We start from the raw sequence: 13,405 nt of genomic DNA on the forward strand, positions 1-13,405 counted from the left end.
CACTTTTCGGCCTTGATGGAACCCGGGAGGATGCCTATAAGGTAAGCCTTACCTAATCTTTACTGTCCTGGCAGGGGGCCCCTGTATGTTTCTCCGGCACCGCGGTATCGGGCTCGGTATCGGCGCCGTCGCAGTCGCACTCTCCCTGGCCGCCTGCGGCACCTCCTCCGGCACGAGCTCCGGCACGAGCGCGGACGCGGGCAAGCCCGCCGGCGAGGCCGCCAAGAAGGCCGTCGCCCAGGGGGGTGCGGACTTCACCACCGCCGCCGCGAAGACCGCTGCGATGGGCACCGGCGCCAAGCCCGGCGAGTGGCCGCGCACCCTCACCCACGCCATGGGCACGACCGAGATCAAGACCCCGCCCAAGCGGGTCGTCGTCCTGGACGTCGGAGAGCTCGACAACGTCGTGTCCCTGGGCATCCAGCCGGTCGGCTTCGCGCCCAGCGAGGGGTCGCCCGAACTGCCGTCCTACCTGAAGCAGGACGCCGGCACCCCAAAGCACGTGGGCACCATCAACAGCCTCAACCTGGAGGCGATCGCCGGGCTGCGCCCGGACCTCATCCTCGGCAGCCAGTTGCGCGCCGCCGACCAGTACGACGAGCTGTCGAAGATCGCCCCGACCGTGTTCTCCATCCGTCCCGGCTTCACCTGGAAGGAGAACTACCTCCTCAACGCGGCCGCCCTCGACAAGACCGAGGAGGCCAGGGCGAAACTCGCCGACTACGACCGCGCGGTGAAGGACCTCGGCGCGAAGCTCGGCGACGACAAGCCCGTCGTCTCGATGGTGCGTTTCCTGCCCGACGGCCTGATCCGCCTCTACGCCAAGGCGTCCTTCATCGGCACCATCCTCGACGACGCCGGCGTCCCGCGCCCGGACAACCAGAACATCCCCGACCTCGCCGCGGAGGTGAGCGCGGAGAACATCGACCAGGCGGACGCGGACGTCATCTTCACCGGTGTCTACGGCGATCCGAAGGCCACCGACAAGTCGGCGGTCCAGGGCAACCCGCTGTGGAAGAACCTCAAGGCGGTCAAGGCCGGCCACGCCTACGAGGTCCCGGACGAGACCTGGTACCTCGGCCTCGGCGTCACCGCCGCCATGGAGGTCGTCGCGGATCTGGACCGGTACCTCACCCGATAGGCGCACGTGGTCCCGTACCGGCTCCCAGAAAGCGAAACGAATGTCCCGTGCCACCAGCCGGCGCGTCGGCCGGACGGCTGGGGGTGCGCTCCTGCTGCTTCTCGCCGGACTGCTGGTCCTCGCCGTGCTGCTCAGCCTCGCGGTGGGCAGCCGGCAGATCGCGCCGGGCGACGTGGTGGACGCCCTGCTGCACGGCGGCGCCGGCGACGACGCCCAGGTCGTACGGTCGTTGCGGGCGCCCCGCACCCTCATCGGCGTGATGGTCGGCGTCGCCCTCGCCGTGGCCGGGACGGTCATGCAGGGCATCACCCGTAACCCCATCGCCGAGCCCGGCATCCTGGGCGTCAGCCAGGGCGCCTCGGTGGGCGTCGTGTGCGCGATCGCGTTCCTCGGAGTGCACTCGCTCAGCGGCTACGTGTGGTTCGCCTTCGCGGGCGCGGGGATCGCGGCGGTCGCGGTCCACGTCATCGCCGCCGGCGGGCGCGGTGGCGCCACGCCGGTCAAGCTCGCCCTGGCCGGCACCGCGATGAACGCCCTGCTCGCCTCCGTGGTCTCCGGCATCGTGACGACCGACGCCAGGGCCCTGGACGAGTTCCGGTTCTGGCATGTCGGCTCGATCAGCGGCCGGAGCGTTGAGATCGCCGGTCAGACCTGGCCGTTCCTGCTCGCCGGACTGCTGCTGGTCGCCGCGGTGGCCCGGGGACTCGACGCGCTCGCGCTCGGTGAGGACGTGGCCAGGGGGCTCGGCCACAACGTCCCCCTGCTGCGGATCCTCGGAGGTCTCGGCGCCACCGTCCTGACCGGCGTCGCGGTCGCCGCCGCCGGTCCGATCGCCTTCACCGGCCTGGCCGTCCCGCACATCGCGCGAGCGCTCATGGGCACCGACCACCGCTGGGTCCTTCCCGCGGCGGCCCTGCTCGGCCCCGTGATGATCCTGGTCGCGGACGTCCTCGGCCGCGTCGTCTTCCCGCCCTCGGAGGTGCCGGTGGCCGTCATGACCGCACTGCTCGGCGTGCCGTTCCTGATCGCACTGGTACGCAGGAAGGGGACGGTGGCGGCGTGACGATCCGCCCCAGCGGCTTCTCCGTCCTGCGCGCGGGGCGGGGCAGTTTCCTGCTGCACCGCAGGGCGGCCCTCGTCGCCACCGTGCTCGGCGCGGCGCTCGCGGTGACCGCCGTCGTCTATCTGTGCGTCGGCGAGTCCTTCGTCAGTCCCACGGAGGTCGTCCGTGTGCTCGCGGGACGGCCGAGCCCCGACGAGTTCGTGGTCGGCACCCTGCGGATGCCCCGCCTCGTGGTCGGTCTTCTGGCCGGCGCCGCCTTCGGCCTCGCCGGAGCCTTCATCCAGACCGTGGCCCGCAACCCGCTCGCCAGCCCGGACGTGATCGGTGTGACACACGGCGCGGGCGCGGCGACCGTCGCCGCGATGACCTTCGGAGTCACGGCCCACACCGCCCTGCCGTACGTCGCGATCCTCGGCGGGACGGCCGCCGCCGCGCTGGTCTACGTCTTCGCCTGGCGCAGGGGCCTGCACGCCACCCGCTTCGTGCTCATCGGCATCGGTATCTCGGTCGCCCTCGGCTCCCTGACGCAGCTGTTCGTCACCAAGGGCGACTACCTGGTGGCCCAGCAGGCCAAGGTCTGGCTCACCGGATCCCTCAACGGCCGCGGCTACGACCACGCCGTACCGCTCGCCGTGATTTCGCTCGTGCTCATGCCGGCGCTGTTCTGGGCGGCCCGGGCGCAGCGCACCGTGTCGTTCGACGACGACACGGCGACCGCTCTCGGCGTACGGCTCGGCCGGGTCCGTCTGTGCCTGATCGTCCTCGGCGTCGTCCTGGCGTCGGTGGCGACGGGCGCGACGGGTCCGGTCGACTTCGTCGCGCTGCTGGCCCCGCAGATCGCCCGCCGCCTCACCCGCACCGCACAGATCCCGCTGGTCGGCTCCGCGCTGACCGGCGCCCTGATCATGGCCGTCGCGGATCTGCTGGCCCGAAAGCTGTTCTCTCCGATCGAGCTGCCGGTCGGCGTGTTCACCGCGGCGGTGGGCGCTCCGTATCTGATGTGGCTCATCGTCCGCACTCGCAGCCGTTCCGGAGGCGCCGCATGACCGGCAACCGCCTGAGGGCCGAAGGGCTCGTGCTCACCTACGAGGACCGTACGGTCGTCGACGGCCTCGACCTGGAGATCCCGGACGGGCAGGTGACCGTCGTCATCGGGCCCAACGCGTGCGGCAAGTCCACGCTCCTGCGCGCGCTGGGCCGGCTGCTCAAGCCGCGGCGCGGCGCGGTCCTGCTGGACGGCACCGAGCTGTCCCGCATCCCCACCAGGCGGGTCGCCCAGAAGATCGGGCTGCTGCCGCAGACCCCGGTGCCGCCGGAGGGGATCACGGTCTCCGAACTGGTCACGCGCGGGCGGCAGCCCCACCACAGGTGGTGGCAGCAGTGGACGGAGGCGGACGAGAAGGCCGTCGGCGAGGCCATGGACCGCACCGCGACCGCCGACCTCGCCGAGCGGCTGATCGACGAGCTGTCCGGCGGCCAGCGGCAGCGGGCCTGGATCGCGATGGCCCTCGCCCAGGACACCGACCTCCTGCTGCTGGACGAGCCGACGACATACCTCGACATCGCACACCAGGTCGAGGTCCTCGACCTGGTAAGACAGCTCAACCGGGAGCGTGGCCGAACCGTCGTCGCCGTCCTGCACGACCTCAACCAGGCCGCCCGCTACGCCGACCACCTCATCGCCATGAAGGCGGGACGAATCGTCGCGCAGGGCGCGCCGAGCGACATCATCACCGCCGATCTGGTTCACGAGGTCTTCGGGCTCACCTCCGTCGTCGTACCGGACCCGGTCACGGGCGGCCCGCTGGTCGTACCGGGCGCACCCTGGCAGTGCGGATAGGTCCCTGTCACCTCAGGGTCAGGGGATCGGGGTTTTCTCAGGGTTCCTCGCGGAACGTGACTTGTGAGGCGGTCCGTTGAACAGGATGACGAAAGGAGCCGATCGATGTACCGATCGAGGCAGCACAAGATCATCGCTGGCGTCTGCGGGGGGATCGCGGACCGGTACGGCATGTCGCCGACGGTCGTCCGTCTGCTGTTCCTGCTGTCGTGTATCTTGCCGGGTCCGCAGTTCGTGGCCTACCTCATCATGTGGGTGCTCTTCCCCAAGGCCCCGGCCCCCACGTCGGCGGGCTACGACTACTCGTACGGGCGCAGGTAGGCGGCTGCGTCGCCCGGCGCGGCCGCGTCTATGCTCACATCGGGAGAGGTGAGCGATGATGCGGCAACGGCCCCTGACGCTGATCCAGGACGAGCTGGTCGACTACGAGAAGGCCATGGAGCGGATGGCCGCGCTGGTCGAGGAACGGCAGGACGACGCGCGGCCCGACACGTTGTGGCTGCTCAGCCACCCGCCGGTCTTCACGGTCGGCAAGCGGACGCTGGAGACCCATCTGCCCGACCCGTCGGCCGGCATCCCCGTGGTGCCGACCGGCCGCGGCGGGCAGCTCACCTATCACGGCCCCGGGCAGCTGGTGGGCTATCTCATCGTGAAGCTGCGGGCCGGCGAGGGCGTGGTCGACTACATCCGCGAGGTGGAGCTGCGGCTGGTCGAGGCGCTGGCCCGGATCGGCGTCCCGGCCGAGCGCCGCGACACCCCGCCCGGGTCGGAGCTGCTGACCGGGGTGTGGACGCGGGACACCGGGCGGAAGATCGTCTCGATCGGCATGCGGTCGAGCCGGTCGGTCACCAGCCACGGCTTCGCGCTCAACGTGGACGGCGACCTCACGCCGTGGAACCTCGCGATCCCGTGCGGCATGCCGGACGTGGAGATGACCTCGATCGCCCACGAACTCGGACGGGCCTCCATGGAGGAGACCCGCCCGGTCGTCGCGGAGGCGTTCGAGGCCTCCTGACGCAGGCGGTCACAGGGCCCGGGCCGCGTTCTCCAGGCCGCGGGTCACCCGGTCCCGCCAGTGCGGTCAGGGGGCCACCGGGACGTCGTACGCAGTCAGGGCCGCGCGGGCGAGCGCGGCCAGGCGGCGCGTGCGCCCAGGGTCGTCGATCATCAGACGAGCGTACGGCCCGCCGGGGAGGCGGGCCGTACGCGGGGAATCAGGCGACCGGCTCCGGCTCGTCAACGTCGTCGCCGATGTCGTCGACGGTTCGGCGGGGACCGGTGAACCAGTGCTTGGCGGACAGGTGCCACCACAGGGCGATGCCGATGAGCACGGCGCCGACCGCGATGGGGGCGTAGTTCACCGAGGTCCAGGTGAAGTCCGCGTTACCCGGGACGCCCGCCGGGGCGATGGGCAGGACGAAGTAGACCGAGATGATCGCGATTTCGATCACGGCGATCCAGGACAGCGCCTTGTACTTGCGGCCGAGGGTCCACGGCCCCGGCTGGAAGGAGTCCCCGGCACGCAGGCGCAGCCAGATCGGGATGAGGAACGCGAGGTAGAGCCCGATCACCGCGATGGACACCACGGCGAGGAACGCGACGGGGGTCGTCGTGCCCTCAGGTGCGTAGAGCGCGGGCAGCGTGATCAGCAGCGCGACCCCGCAGCCGGCGATGATCGCGTTGACCGGCGTGCGGTTGCGGTCCACCTTCGACCACAGCCGCCAGCCCGGCACCGCGCCGTCCCGGGAGAACGCGTACGTCATCCGCGACATCGAGGTCACGCAGCTCATGCCGCAGAAGAACTGCCCGATCGTGGAGATCCCGAAGACGACGGTGGCGAGCGTGGACGACAGCGACGAGGTGAAGATGGCCCCGACGAAGCCGCCTTCGGCGTTGACGGCGTCCACGTTCGTGGCCGCGAACAGGAACGCGAGCAGCAGGATCCAGCCGCCGATCGCGGAGTAGAAGATCGACTGCCACAGGCCCTTGGCCGCCGTGCGGGCCGCGCCGTGGGTCTCCTCCGACACGTGCGCGCAGGCGTCGAAGCCGGTGATCGTGTACTGCGTGAGCAGGAAGCCCAGCGGCAGCACGTACAGCCAGAACGCCGGGCCCGAGTCGCCGTCGCCGAAACCGGAGTTGTTGAACGTCTCGAACAGGAAACCCACGCTCTGGTGCTTCGCCGGACCGAGGATCAGGATCAGCACGACGGCCGCCGCGCCGAACACGTGCCACCACACCGAGACGTTCTGCAATAGCGAGATCAGCCGGTGGCTGAAGATATTGATCAACGCGTGCAGCACCAGGACCACGGCGAACAGCAGGAAGGTCTGGTGCAGCGCGTTGCCGTTCGCCCAGGAGTCGCTGAAGCGCCCGATCGTGATGTTCAGGAACGTCGCGCAGCCGTAGTCGACGGACGCGGTGACGGCGATCAGCCCGATCAGGTTCAGCCAGCCTGTGAACCAGCCGTGCACGGGCCGGCCCAGCTTGGCGGCCCACCAGTAGATGCCGCCCGCCGTGGGGAACGCGGAGACCAGCTCCGCCATGCAGAAGCCGATGATCAGGATGAACGCCGAGATCAGCGGCCAGCCGACGGAGATCGCCAGCGGTCCGCCGTTGTTCCAGGCCTGGCCGAAGGTCGTGAAGCAGCCGGCCAGGATCGAGATGATGGAGAAGGAGATGGCGAAGTTGGAGAACCCGCTCCAGGTGCGGGCCAGTTCCTGCTTGTAGCCGAGTTCCGCTAGTCGTTTGGCGTCGTCGTCGAGGGCTTGCGCCACTGAGGCCTCCTCTAACCGGCTCTAACTGGTGCGGGGTATCCAGCCGCCGATCGCGTCGTCTGCGACGGGATCTGGCATGCCCGGCTCCTTTGGTCTACCTTCAGACCATTGATCCGATTTTCTGGGTCGGGTGTTACACGGCGGTACAGACTCGGCTGGGAGCTCTACGCGCGGCCGCTATACCCCCACCCGTCTGGTTCGGGCTGGGTGGTAGGTGAAGGCCCAGCGGTCTTTGCCGGTCTTGTGGCGGGTGTAGCGGTCGGGGTGCTGGTAGCGGTCGCGGTTGTGGAACTGGCAGGCCGGGCCCAGCAGTTTGAGGTCGGTCAGGCCGCCGGTGCTCCAGTTGTCGGCGTGGTCGATCTGGCACCTGGTGGCGGGCAGGGGGCAGCCGTCGATCCAGCAGGTGGCGTAGCGGGCGTAGATCGCCCGCCGCTGGGCGGGGGTGGCCAATCTGATTTTGCGGCCCATGTCCAGGACCTGCCCCTCGGCGTCCATCACCAGACGCACCAGGGTGGAGGTGCGGGCCAGCCGGTGCACGCTGGAGACGGGCAGCACCTGCCCGGTCGCCAGCAGCAACCCCGGCGCCGTTCCCAACGCTGTCCCCAGCAGCGCCTCCGGCAGCCCTCCGGCCGATGCTCCCGGTCGCGACCCCGGCTCTGCTCCCGATGACGCCTCCGGTTCTGGTCCCAGCACGCCTTGCGGCGTCCCCGGCTCTGGTCCCGGTGGCGTCCCCGGCTCTGGTCCCCGCGCGCCGGGCGCCTCCCGCGTCTCCGCTCTCGGCCCTCCGGGTCCTCCCGATCTGTCCGGTCCCGTCCCCGGCGCTGCGGACGAGCACCGTGCCCTACTGCCGCACCCGCACCCGCCCTCGCCATGCCGCTGGTGCTCGTGGCCGTCGCCCTCACGCGCGGTCTGCGCATCGCGGCAGTCCCCCGCAGGCAGGTCGGCACTCTCAACGGCGCCCTGGCTGGCGTTTTCGACGGCGGCCTCTGCGGCTACATCGGCAGCGGCGCCTACTCCGGAAACGGCTTCCTCGGCCGCCTCGGCGTCCTGAGTGTTCTCGGGCTCTTCGGTGTCCTCAGGGCCTTCCGGGCCTTCGGAGGTCTCGGGGGTCTCGGGGGTCTCGGAGTGGTCGGCGCTCTCGGGGCGCTCGGGGGTGGGGTCGGTAGGGAGGGATTCGGCGTTGACCAGGACCAGGAGCTCGGCGGCGATCTTCTCCTCCAGCAACGCCATGAACGCATCCGCCTGACGCACTCGCAGCGGCCGGTCATCGCCCTCCGCCTTCGGCCTGGCATACGCATCCAGCAACGCCTGCAACCGGGCGGCATGCTCACGCGGAAGGTAGAACTCCCCCTCCAAACCGCCGCCCTTACCCCGGCGCACCCGCAGGAACCGCCGACCGTAGTCGGCCCGCTCATCACGGTCCTCACCATCGGGGTCCAGCACCGCCCGCAGGTAGCGGCCGGCCCTGGCCACCTCCGCCGCGCCCGCCTTGCCCGCCAGCTCCAGCAGAATCGGCTCAGCCACCTCCGCGTGCTCATCGGACAGACCGGAGATCGCGGCGCAGATGGCCTCCACCACCCCCGCCGCCAAGTCACCCGCGGCGAACTTCTCCCGCACCTTCGGCAGGCGCGCCAACTCGATCCCCAGGGTCAGCAGCCGGCCCGCACCCGCCACAGTCATTCCTCCGGCGGTGCGCAGCCAACTGCGGGTGGAGGCATGCCCATGCCGCCGGGCCTGCCCCGCCCGATGCACCCGACCCACCCGATCCGCCAGAGCACACGTGATCCGATCCCGCGCGAACACCAACTCCTCAGCCTCAGCCAGACAGACATCCACATCGTCCGGAACCCGCGCCAACGCCAACGCCCGCGCCGACTCACGAACAGAACCCACCAGCACCCACGACGACCGACCCCGGCGATCACCTAAGCCAGCGGTACCCGCCCCGGCAGAACCCGCCCCCGCATCATCGGCGGCCTCGCTGCCCATGCTCCCGGTGTCAGCGGCCGCGTCGTTTTCCACACTGCCGTCGCGGGCGAGCGAACCCTCCGTCGACCACAAAGGAGAATCGGCAGTCAGGCGATCCCACCAGTCAGCAGGGATATTCGAATGACGGCGGCGCTCAGGATCGAGGTCGAACAGATCCATCACACCCCCTAGATCCATCGCACCCCCTCGTTGCTTGATTCGAAACCCTGTACTAATTCTTCAGGCTCCGGAGGGGCTGTTCAAGCTGACGAGAGAAACTCCTGGGGTCACAGATGGAGGAGAAAGCCGACGACTATCGCGAGCAGACCGCCGACATCCACGGCCCGAGCCGCCGGAGGTACGTCGCGGTCGCCGATGCTGGAGTGCCAGGCGTCACGGAGGCAGTTCGCCGCGGGTGGGCAGGCCCTGCCAGGAGCTGTGGCTGGCGACCGCGAAGGCGGCCACCGAGATGCCGCGCTTGAGGCGGTCCGCCGGGTGCAGCCCGTCGAGGATCGCGCTGAGGTAGCCCGCGACGAACGCGCCGCCGACCTCGGCGGGGTCGACCGCGGTTACGGGGGCGGCCTGGGTGTCGTAGCGGAGGCCCTCGACGGTGGCGCTGGCTCCCTTGGCGCCCCGGGTCACGACCAGTTCGGGCGTGGACGCGAGCACGGGCTCCACGAGCATGAGCTCGTCCTGGGTCGCGAACAGCACGTCGGCCGAGGCGGCGAGTTCGGTGAGCCCCTGGCGGGCCTCCTCCGCGCTCTCCCAGAGGTTCGCGCGGTGGTTGACGTCCACCGAGACGAGCACCCCGGCGTCCCTGGCGAGCTTGACGGCGTGGTGGACGGCGCTCCACGCAAGGCCGCTCAGGCCGAGGGTGACGCCGGTGACGTGCAGGATCCGCGCCGACTGCACCGCCTCACCGGGCACGTCGCCGGTCGACAGGTGGGACCCGGCCGAGCCCTCGCGGTAGTGGACGGCGTGCGACGAGCGGCCGATGCGCCGCTGGCGGAGGATCAGCCCGGTCGCCGCCGTGTCGTCCACCCGTACGTTGGAGACGTCCACACCCTCGCCGCGCAGGACGGTCAGCGTACGGATGCCGAGTTCGTCGGCGCTGACCCGGCCCAGCCAGCTCACCGTGTGGCCGAGCCGGGCCAGGCCGACAGCCGTCGTCAGCTCGGGCCCCTCCACGTCGAGGCGGATGGTCGTGTCATGCCGCAGCCGGTCCCCGGAGACGACGCCCAATGCCTCTCCGAGCGTGAAAACTTCGGTCATGCCGTGAGTCCGCGGAATTGCACCCGGAAAGCATGACAGACCCTGATCCGCCGGGGAAAGCCCTCGCTCAGGCGCCGAACGCGTCCACGGCGGCCTGGCAGAAGGCCTTCAGGTCGTCCGGCTTCCGGCTGGTCACCAGCGTGTTCGGGCCGCCCGTGCAGACCATGACCTCCTGGTCCACCCAGGTCGCTCCCGCGTTGCGCAGGTCGGTCTGCAGGCTGGGCCACGAGGTCAGCGTGCGCCCGCGCACCACGTCGGCCTCCACGAGGGTCCACGGCGCGTGGCAGATCGCCGCGACCGGCTTGCCCGCGTCGAAGAACTCCTTGACGAACCGTACGGCCTCCGGCCGCATCCGCAGGAAGTCCGGGTTGGCGACCCCGCCGGGGAGGACCAGCCCGTCGAAGTCGGCCGCGGAGACCTCTCCCGCCACGGCGTCCACCGGGAAGGTGCCGGCCTTGTCGAGGTGGTGGAACGCCTGGATCTCCCCGCGTTCCACCGAGACCAGCCTCCGCGTGCCACCCGCCTGCTCGACGGACTTCCACGGCTCGGTGAGCTCGACCTGCTCGACCCCCTCGGGGGCGACGAGGAATGCGATCGTCCTGCCCTGGATCATCGTTGCTCCCCTCTTTTGCTCGTTCTTGACGTCGCGTGCCCGGAAGGATGCGATCTATGCCGTCCGCTGGGTAGGGGACGGACATGCCCGTGCTCGTGGGGACCTCCGGCTGGCAGTACGCCGACTGGCGCGATCTCGTCTACGGGGGCGTGCCCCAGAGGCTGTGGCTGGAGAGCTACGGCGAGATCTTCGCCACCGTCGAGAACAACAACGCCTTCTACCGGTTGCCGAAGCGGGAGACGTTCGAGTCGTGGCGGGAGCGTACGCCGCCCGACTTCGTCATGGCGGTCAAGGCCAGTCGCTTCCTCACGCACATCAAGCGGCTGAAGGACCCGGAGGAGCCGGTCGAGCGGCTGATGGGCGTGGCCGAGGGCCTCGGCCCGAAGCTGGGTCCCATCCTGCTGCAACTGCCGCCGACCCTGCAGGTGGACGCCGGCCGGCTGCGGGCCTGCCTGGCGCGGTTCCCGAGTGCCGTACGGGTCGCGGTCGAGCCGCGGCACGCCTCGTGGTGGACCGACGAGATCCGCGCCCTGCTGACGGAGTTCGGGGCCGCGTTGTGCTGGGCGGACCGTCTCGGCCGGCCGGCCGGGCCCCTGTGGCGTACGGCCGACTGGGTCTACCTGCGCTTCCACGAAGGGCGGGCCGAGCCCTGGCCCAGCTACGGCTCACACGCGTTGCGCAGCTGGGTGGACCGCCTGGGCGAGGCGCCGGACGCCTACGTCTACTTCAACAACGATCCCGGCGGCGCGGCCGTACGCAACGCGATCACCTTCGCGGAGCTGGCACGCGCGCGGGGGAGGGACGTGAGCAGGGCACGGCTTCCCGAGCGGTCCCCCGAGCCCGTCCGGCCATGACCGGACGGGCGAGTGTCACCCCCGGCATGACGGATCAGGCGCGGCGCTCGTCGGCCGCGTGACGCCCACCCGCCACCAGCTGGTCGGGGGACGACTGCTGGGCGGGCACCGACACGCGGTTGTGCGGCGCGGTGGGACGCTCGGCGCGCTCGGCCCGGTCGTCGACACCGTCGCGGTCCCGGTCGACCTTCGGGCGCTCGGCCGCCGTAGAGGCCGCCGTAGACGCCGGCGTGGAGGCTGTCGTGGAGGCCGTCGTCGAGGTCGTCGAGGTCGTCTCCAGGCGGCGCTCCAGGTCGCGCTTCTCCGCCTCCAAGCGGGACACGCGGTCCCGCTCCGCCAGGCGCGCCTCACGCAGCCGGCGGCGCTTCACCGCGGCGCGGCGCATGCCGGCCGTGATGAGCAGCAGGCCGGCGACGAAGACGGCGGTGGTCACGACACCGGCGATGAACAGCTCGAACGGGCTGAGGTTGAACGTGCGGTCCAGGACCGTGATCGGCAGGGTGTTCGCGGTGTCGTTCACCGACACCTCGATCACAGCCGCCGCCGCGATCAGGACCAGAAGCAGGCCCAACAAGACCATCTGTCCTCACTCCCAGTGCGGTTGCGATTGGTTGACGCCCTCTGACTGCCCAGGAGAGCGGAGATCATGTGCCGCGGGTCACAGCACCGCCAAGGCAAAGAATGCGCGTTAACACTCTGGTTACAAACGGGCAAAAGCTACGAAATGCCGAATCGGCACTGTAGGGCGTGGCGGACGAACGCCAGGCCGCCTCGTTCGAAGGGATCGACGTGACCTACAAGGCCGAGTACATCTGGATCGACGGCACGGAGCCGACCGCGAAGCTCCGCTCCAAGACCAAGGTCCTTGCCGACGGCGCCGAGCCGCCGCTGTGGGGCTTCGACGGGTCCAGCACCAACCAGGCCACCGGTCACGCCTCCGACCTGGTGCTCAAGCCGGCGTTCACCTGCCCCGACCCGATCCGGGGCGGCGACAACGTGCTGGTCCTGTGCGAGGTCCTGCACACCGACATGACGCCGCACGCCAGCAACACCCGCTCCCCGCTCGCGGAGGTGGCCGAGCGGTTCGCCGACCAGGAGTCGTGGTTCGGCATCGAGCAGGAGTACACCTTCTTCAAGGACAGCCGTCCGCTCGGCTTCCCGCTGGGCGGCTTCCCCGCTCCGCAGGGCGGCTACTACTGCGGTGTCGGCGCCGACGAGGTGTTCGGCCGTGACATCGTCGAGCTGCACCTCGACCGCTGCCTGGCCGCCGGCCTCAAGGTCTCCGGCATCAACGCCGAGGTCATGCCCGGCCAGTGGGAGTTCCAGATTGGTCCCGCCGGTCCGCTGGAGGTCTCCGACCACATGTGGGTCGCCCGCTGGCTGCTCTACCGCACCGCCGAGGAGTTCGACGTGGCCGCCACGCTCGACCCCAAGCCGGTGAAGGGCGACTGGAACGGCGCCGGCGCGCACACCAACTTCTCCACGAAGGCGATGCGTGAGGGCTACGACCCGATCATCACCGCCTGCGAGGCCCTGGCCGACAACGCCATGGAGCACGTCAAGAACTACGGCCACGGCATCGAGGACCGCCTCACCGGCCACCACGAGACCGCCCGGTGGGACAAGTTCAGCTACGGCGTCTCCGACCGCGGCGCCTCCGTCCGCATCCCGTGGCAGGTCGAGGTGGACAAGAAGGGCTACATCGAGGACCGGCGCCCCAACGCCAACGTCGACCCCTACGTCGTCACCCGCCTGATGGTCGACACCTGCTGCACCGCTCTGGAGAAGGCCGGCCAGGTCTGACAGGTCTGACGGTTCCCCCGTCCTCGTACGGCTCCCGCGTCCGGCGCGGGAGCCGTACGCGTATGTCGTGCATGTAC

13 protein-coding genes are annotated in these 13,405 nt (G+C 70.3%); 8 read left to right on the forward strand and 5 right to left on the reverse strand.

Annotated features, from left to right (window positions below; genetic code table 11):
• Nucleotides 1-85: 85 nt before the first annotated feature.
• The 6 genes from HHX41_RS20325 (at nt 86) to lipB (ending at nt 5,059) form a co-directional block, all read left to right on the forward strand.
• Complete coding sequence (locus HHX41_RS20325) at nt 86-1,141, forward strand: ABC transporter substrate-binding protein (protein ID WP_182907232.1); 1,056 nt, start codon at nt 86-88, stop codon at nt 1,139-1,141.
• 40 nt (nt 1,142-1,181) lie between these two features.
• Nucleotides 1,182-2,204 carry an iron ABC transporter permease gene (locus HHX41_RS20330; protein WP_182907233.1) on the forward strand — a complete coding sequence of 341 codons (1,023 nt, stop codon included), beginning with the start codon at nt 1,182-1,184 and terminating at the stop codon, nt 2,202-2,204.
• Complete coding sequence (locus tag HHX41_RS20335) at nt 2,201-3,250, forward strand: iron chelate uptake ABC transporter family permease subunit (protein WP_182907234.1); 1,050 nt, start codon at nt 2,201-2,203, stop codon at nt 3,248-3,250. Before HHX41_RS20330 ends, HHX41_RS20335 begins: the two co-directional genes overlap by 4 nt.
• The gene (locus tag HHX41_RS20340; protein ID WP_182907235.1) at nt 3,247-4,044 is read left to right on the forward strand and encodes an ABC transporter ATP-binding protein; all 798 of its coding nucleotides are present in this window, start codon (nt 3,247-3,249) and stop codon (nt 4,042-4,044) included. The genes HHX41_RS20335 and HHX41_RS20340 overlap by 4 nt, the downstream gene beginning before the upstream one ends.
• A 105-nt stretch (nt 4,045-4,149) precedes the next feature.
• The gene (locus HHX41_RS20345) at nt 4,150-4,365 is read left to right on the forward strand and encodes a PspC domain-containing protein (protein WP_169981364.1); all 216 of its coding nucleotides are present in this window, start codon (nt 4,150-4,152) and stop codon (nt 4,363-4,365) included.
• A 58-nt stretch (nt 4,366-4,423) separates the two neighbouring features.
• On the forward strand, nt 4,424-5,059 hold the full coding sequence (gene lipB / locus HHX41_RS20350) for a lipoyl(octanoyl) transferase LipB (protein ID WP_259401134.1): 636 nt from the start codon (nt 4,424-4,426) through the stop codon (nt 5,057-5,059).
• Nucleotides 5,060-5,258: 199 nt separating this feature from the next.
• Here lipB and HHX41_RS20355 read toward each other — a convergent pair whose 3' ends face one another.
• The 4 genes from HHX41_RS20355 to HHX41_RS20370 form a co-directional block, all read right to left on the reverse strand.
• On the reverse strand, nt 5,259-6,818 hold the full coding sequence (locus HHX41_RS20355; RefSeq protein ID WP_182907236.1) for an amino acid permease: 1,560 nt from the start codon (nt 6,816-6,818) through the stop codon (nt 5,259-5,261).
• A 177-nt stretch (nt 6,819-6,995) separates the two neighbouring features.
• On the reverse strand, nt 6,996-8,984 hold the full coding sequence (locus HHX41_RS20360) for a DUF222 domain-containing protein (protein WP_310742086.1): 1,989 nt from the start codon (nt 8,982-8,984) through the stop codon (nt 6,996-6,998).
• 195 nt (nt 8,985-9,179) lie between these two features.
• Nucleotides 9,180-10,058, reverse strand: coding sequence for a sugar kinase (locus tag HHX41_RS20365; protein ID WP_182907238.1), 879 nt, complete (start codon nt 10,056-10,058; stop codon nt 9,180-9,182).
• A 67-nt stretch (nt 10,059-10,125) separates the two neighbouring features.
• Nucleotides 10,126-10,671 (reverse strand): type 1 glutamine amidotransferase domain-containing protein, encoded by a 546-nt coding sequence (locus HHX41_RS20370; protein WP_182907239.1) that lies wholly within the window; start codon nt 10,669-10,671, stop codon nt 10,126-10,128.
• 83 nt (nt 10,672-10,754) lie between these two features.
• On the opposite strand from HHX41_RS20370, the gene HHX41_RS20375 reads away from it, so the two are divergent.
• Nucleotides 10,755-11,525 (forward strand): DUF72 domain-containing protein, encoded by a 771-nt coding sequence (locus tag HHX41_RS20375; protein WP_182907240.1) that lies wholly within the window; start codon nt 10,755-10,757, stop codon nt 11,523-11,525.
• Between the two features lie 34 nt (nt 11,526-11,559).
• Here HHX41_RS20375 and HHX41_RS20380 read toward each other — a convergent pair whose 3' ends face one another.
• The gene (locus HHX41_RS20380) at nt 11,560-12,105 is read right to left on the reverse strand and encodes a hypothetical protein (RefSeq protein WP_182907241.1); all 546 of its coding nucleotides are present in this window, start codon (nt 12,103-12,105) and stop codon (nt 11,560-11,562) included.
• A gap of 167 nt (nt 12,106-12,272) precedes the next feature.
• Here HHX41_RS20380 and glnII point away from each other — a divergent pair, with 167 nt between their 5' ends.
• Entirely contained in the window at nt 12,273-13,328 is a 1,056-nt protein-coding gene (gene glnII / locus HHX41_RS20385; RefSeq protein ID WP_310742088.1) for a glutamine synthetase, read from the forward strand.
• Nucleotides 13,329-13,405 lie beyond the last annotated feature (77 nt).

Source organism: Microbispora sp. H13382 (genome assembly GCF_014161445.1).
Classification (GTDB): domain Bacteria; phylum Actinomycetota; class Actinomycetes; order Streptosporangiales; family Streptosporangiaceae; genus Microbispora.

What these genes read in the sequence shown, in the direction of transcription:
- HHX41_RS20325 (WP_182907232.1), top strand. Translation starts at nt 86, where the DNA reads ATGTTTCTCCGGCACCGCGGTATCGGGCTCGGTATCGGCGCCGTCGCA.
- HHX41_RS20330 (WP_182907233.1), top strand. Translation starts at nt 1,182, where the DNA reads ATGTCCCGTGCCACCAGCCGGCGCGTCGGCCGGACGGCTGGGGGTGCG.
- HHX41_RS20340 (WP_182907235.1), top strand. Translation starts at nt 3,247, where the DNA reads ATGACCGGCAACCGCCTGAGGGCCGAAGGGCTCGTGCTCACCTACGAG.
- HHX41_RS20345 (WP_169981364.1), top strand. Translation starts at nt 4,150, where the DNA reads ATGTACCGATCGAGGCAGCACAAGATCATCGCTGGCGTCTGCGGGGGG.
- lipB (WP_259401134.1), top strand. Translation starts at nt 4,424, where the DNA reads ATGCGGCAACGGCCCCTGACGCTGATCCAGGACGAGCTGGTCGACTAC.
- HHX41_RS20360 (WP_310742086.1), bottom strand. Translation starts at nt 8,984, where the DNA reads ATGGATCTAGGGGGTGTGATGGATCTGTTCGACCTCGATCCTGAGCGC.
- HHX41_RS20365 (WP_182907238.1), bottom strand. Translation starts at nt 10,058, where the DNA reads ATGACCGAAGTTTTCACGCTCGGAGAGGCATTGGGCGTCGTCTCCGGG.
- HHX41_RS20370 (WP_182907239.1), bottom strand. Translation starts at nt 10,671, where the DNA reads ATGATCCAGGGCAGGACGATCGCATTCCTCGTCGCCCCCGAGGGGGTC.
- HHX41_RS20375 (WP_182907240.1), top strand. Translation starts at nt 10,755, where the DNA reads ATGCCCGTGCTCGTGGGGACCTCCGGCTGGCAGTACGCCGACTGGCGC.
- HHX41_RS20380 (WP_182907241.1), bottom strand. Translation starts at nt 12,105, where the DNA reads ATGGTCTTGTTGGGCCTGCTTCTGGTCCTGATCGCGGCGGCGGCTGTG.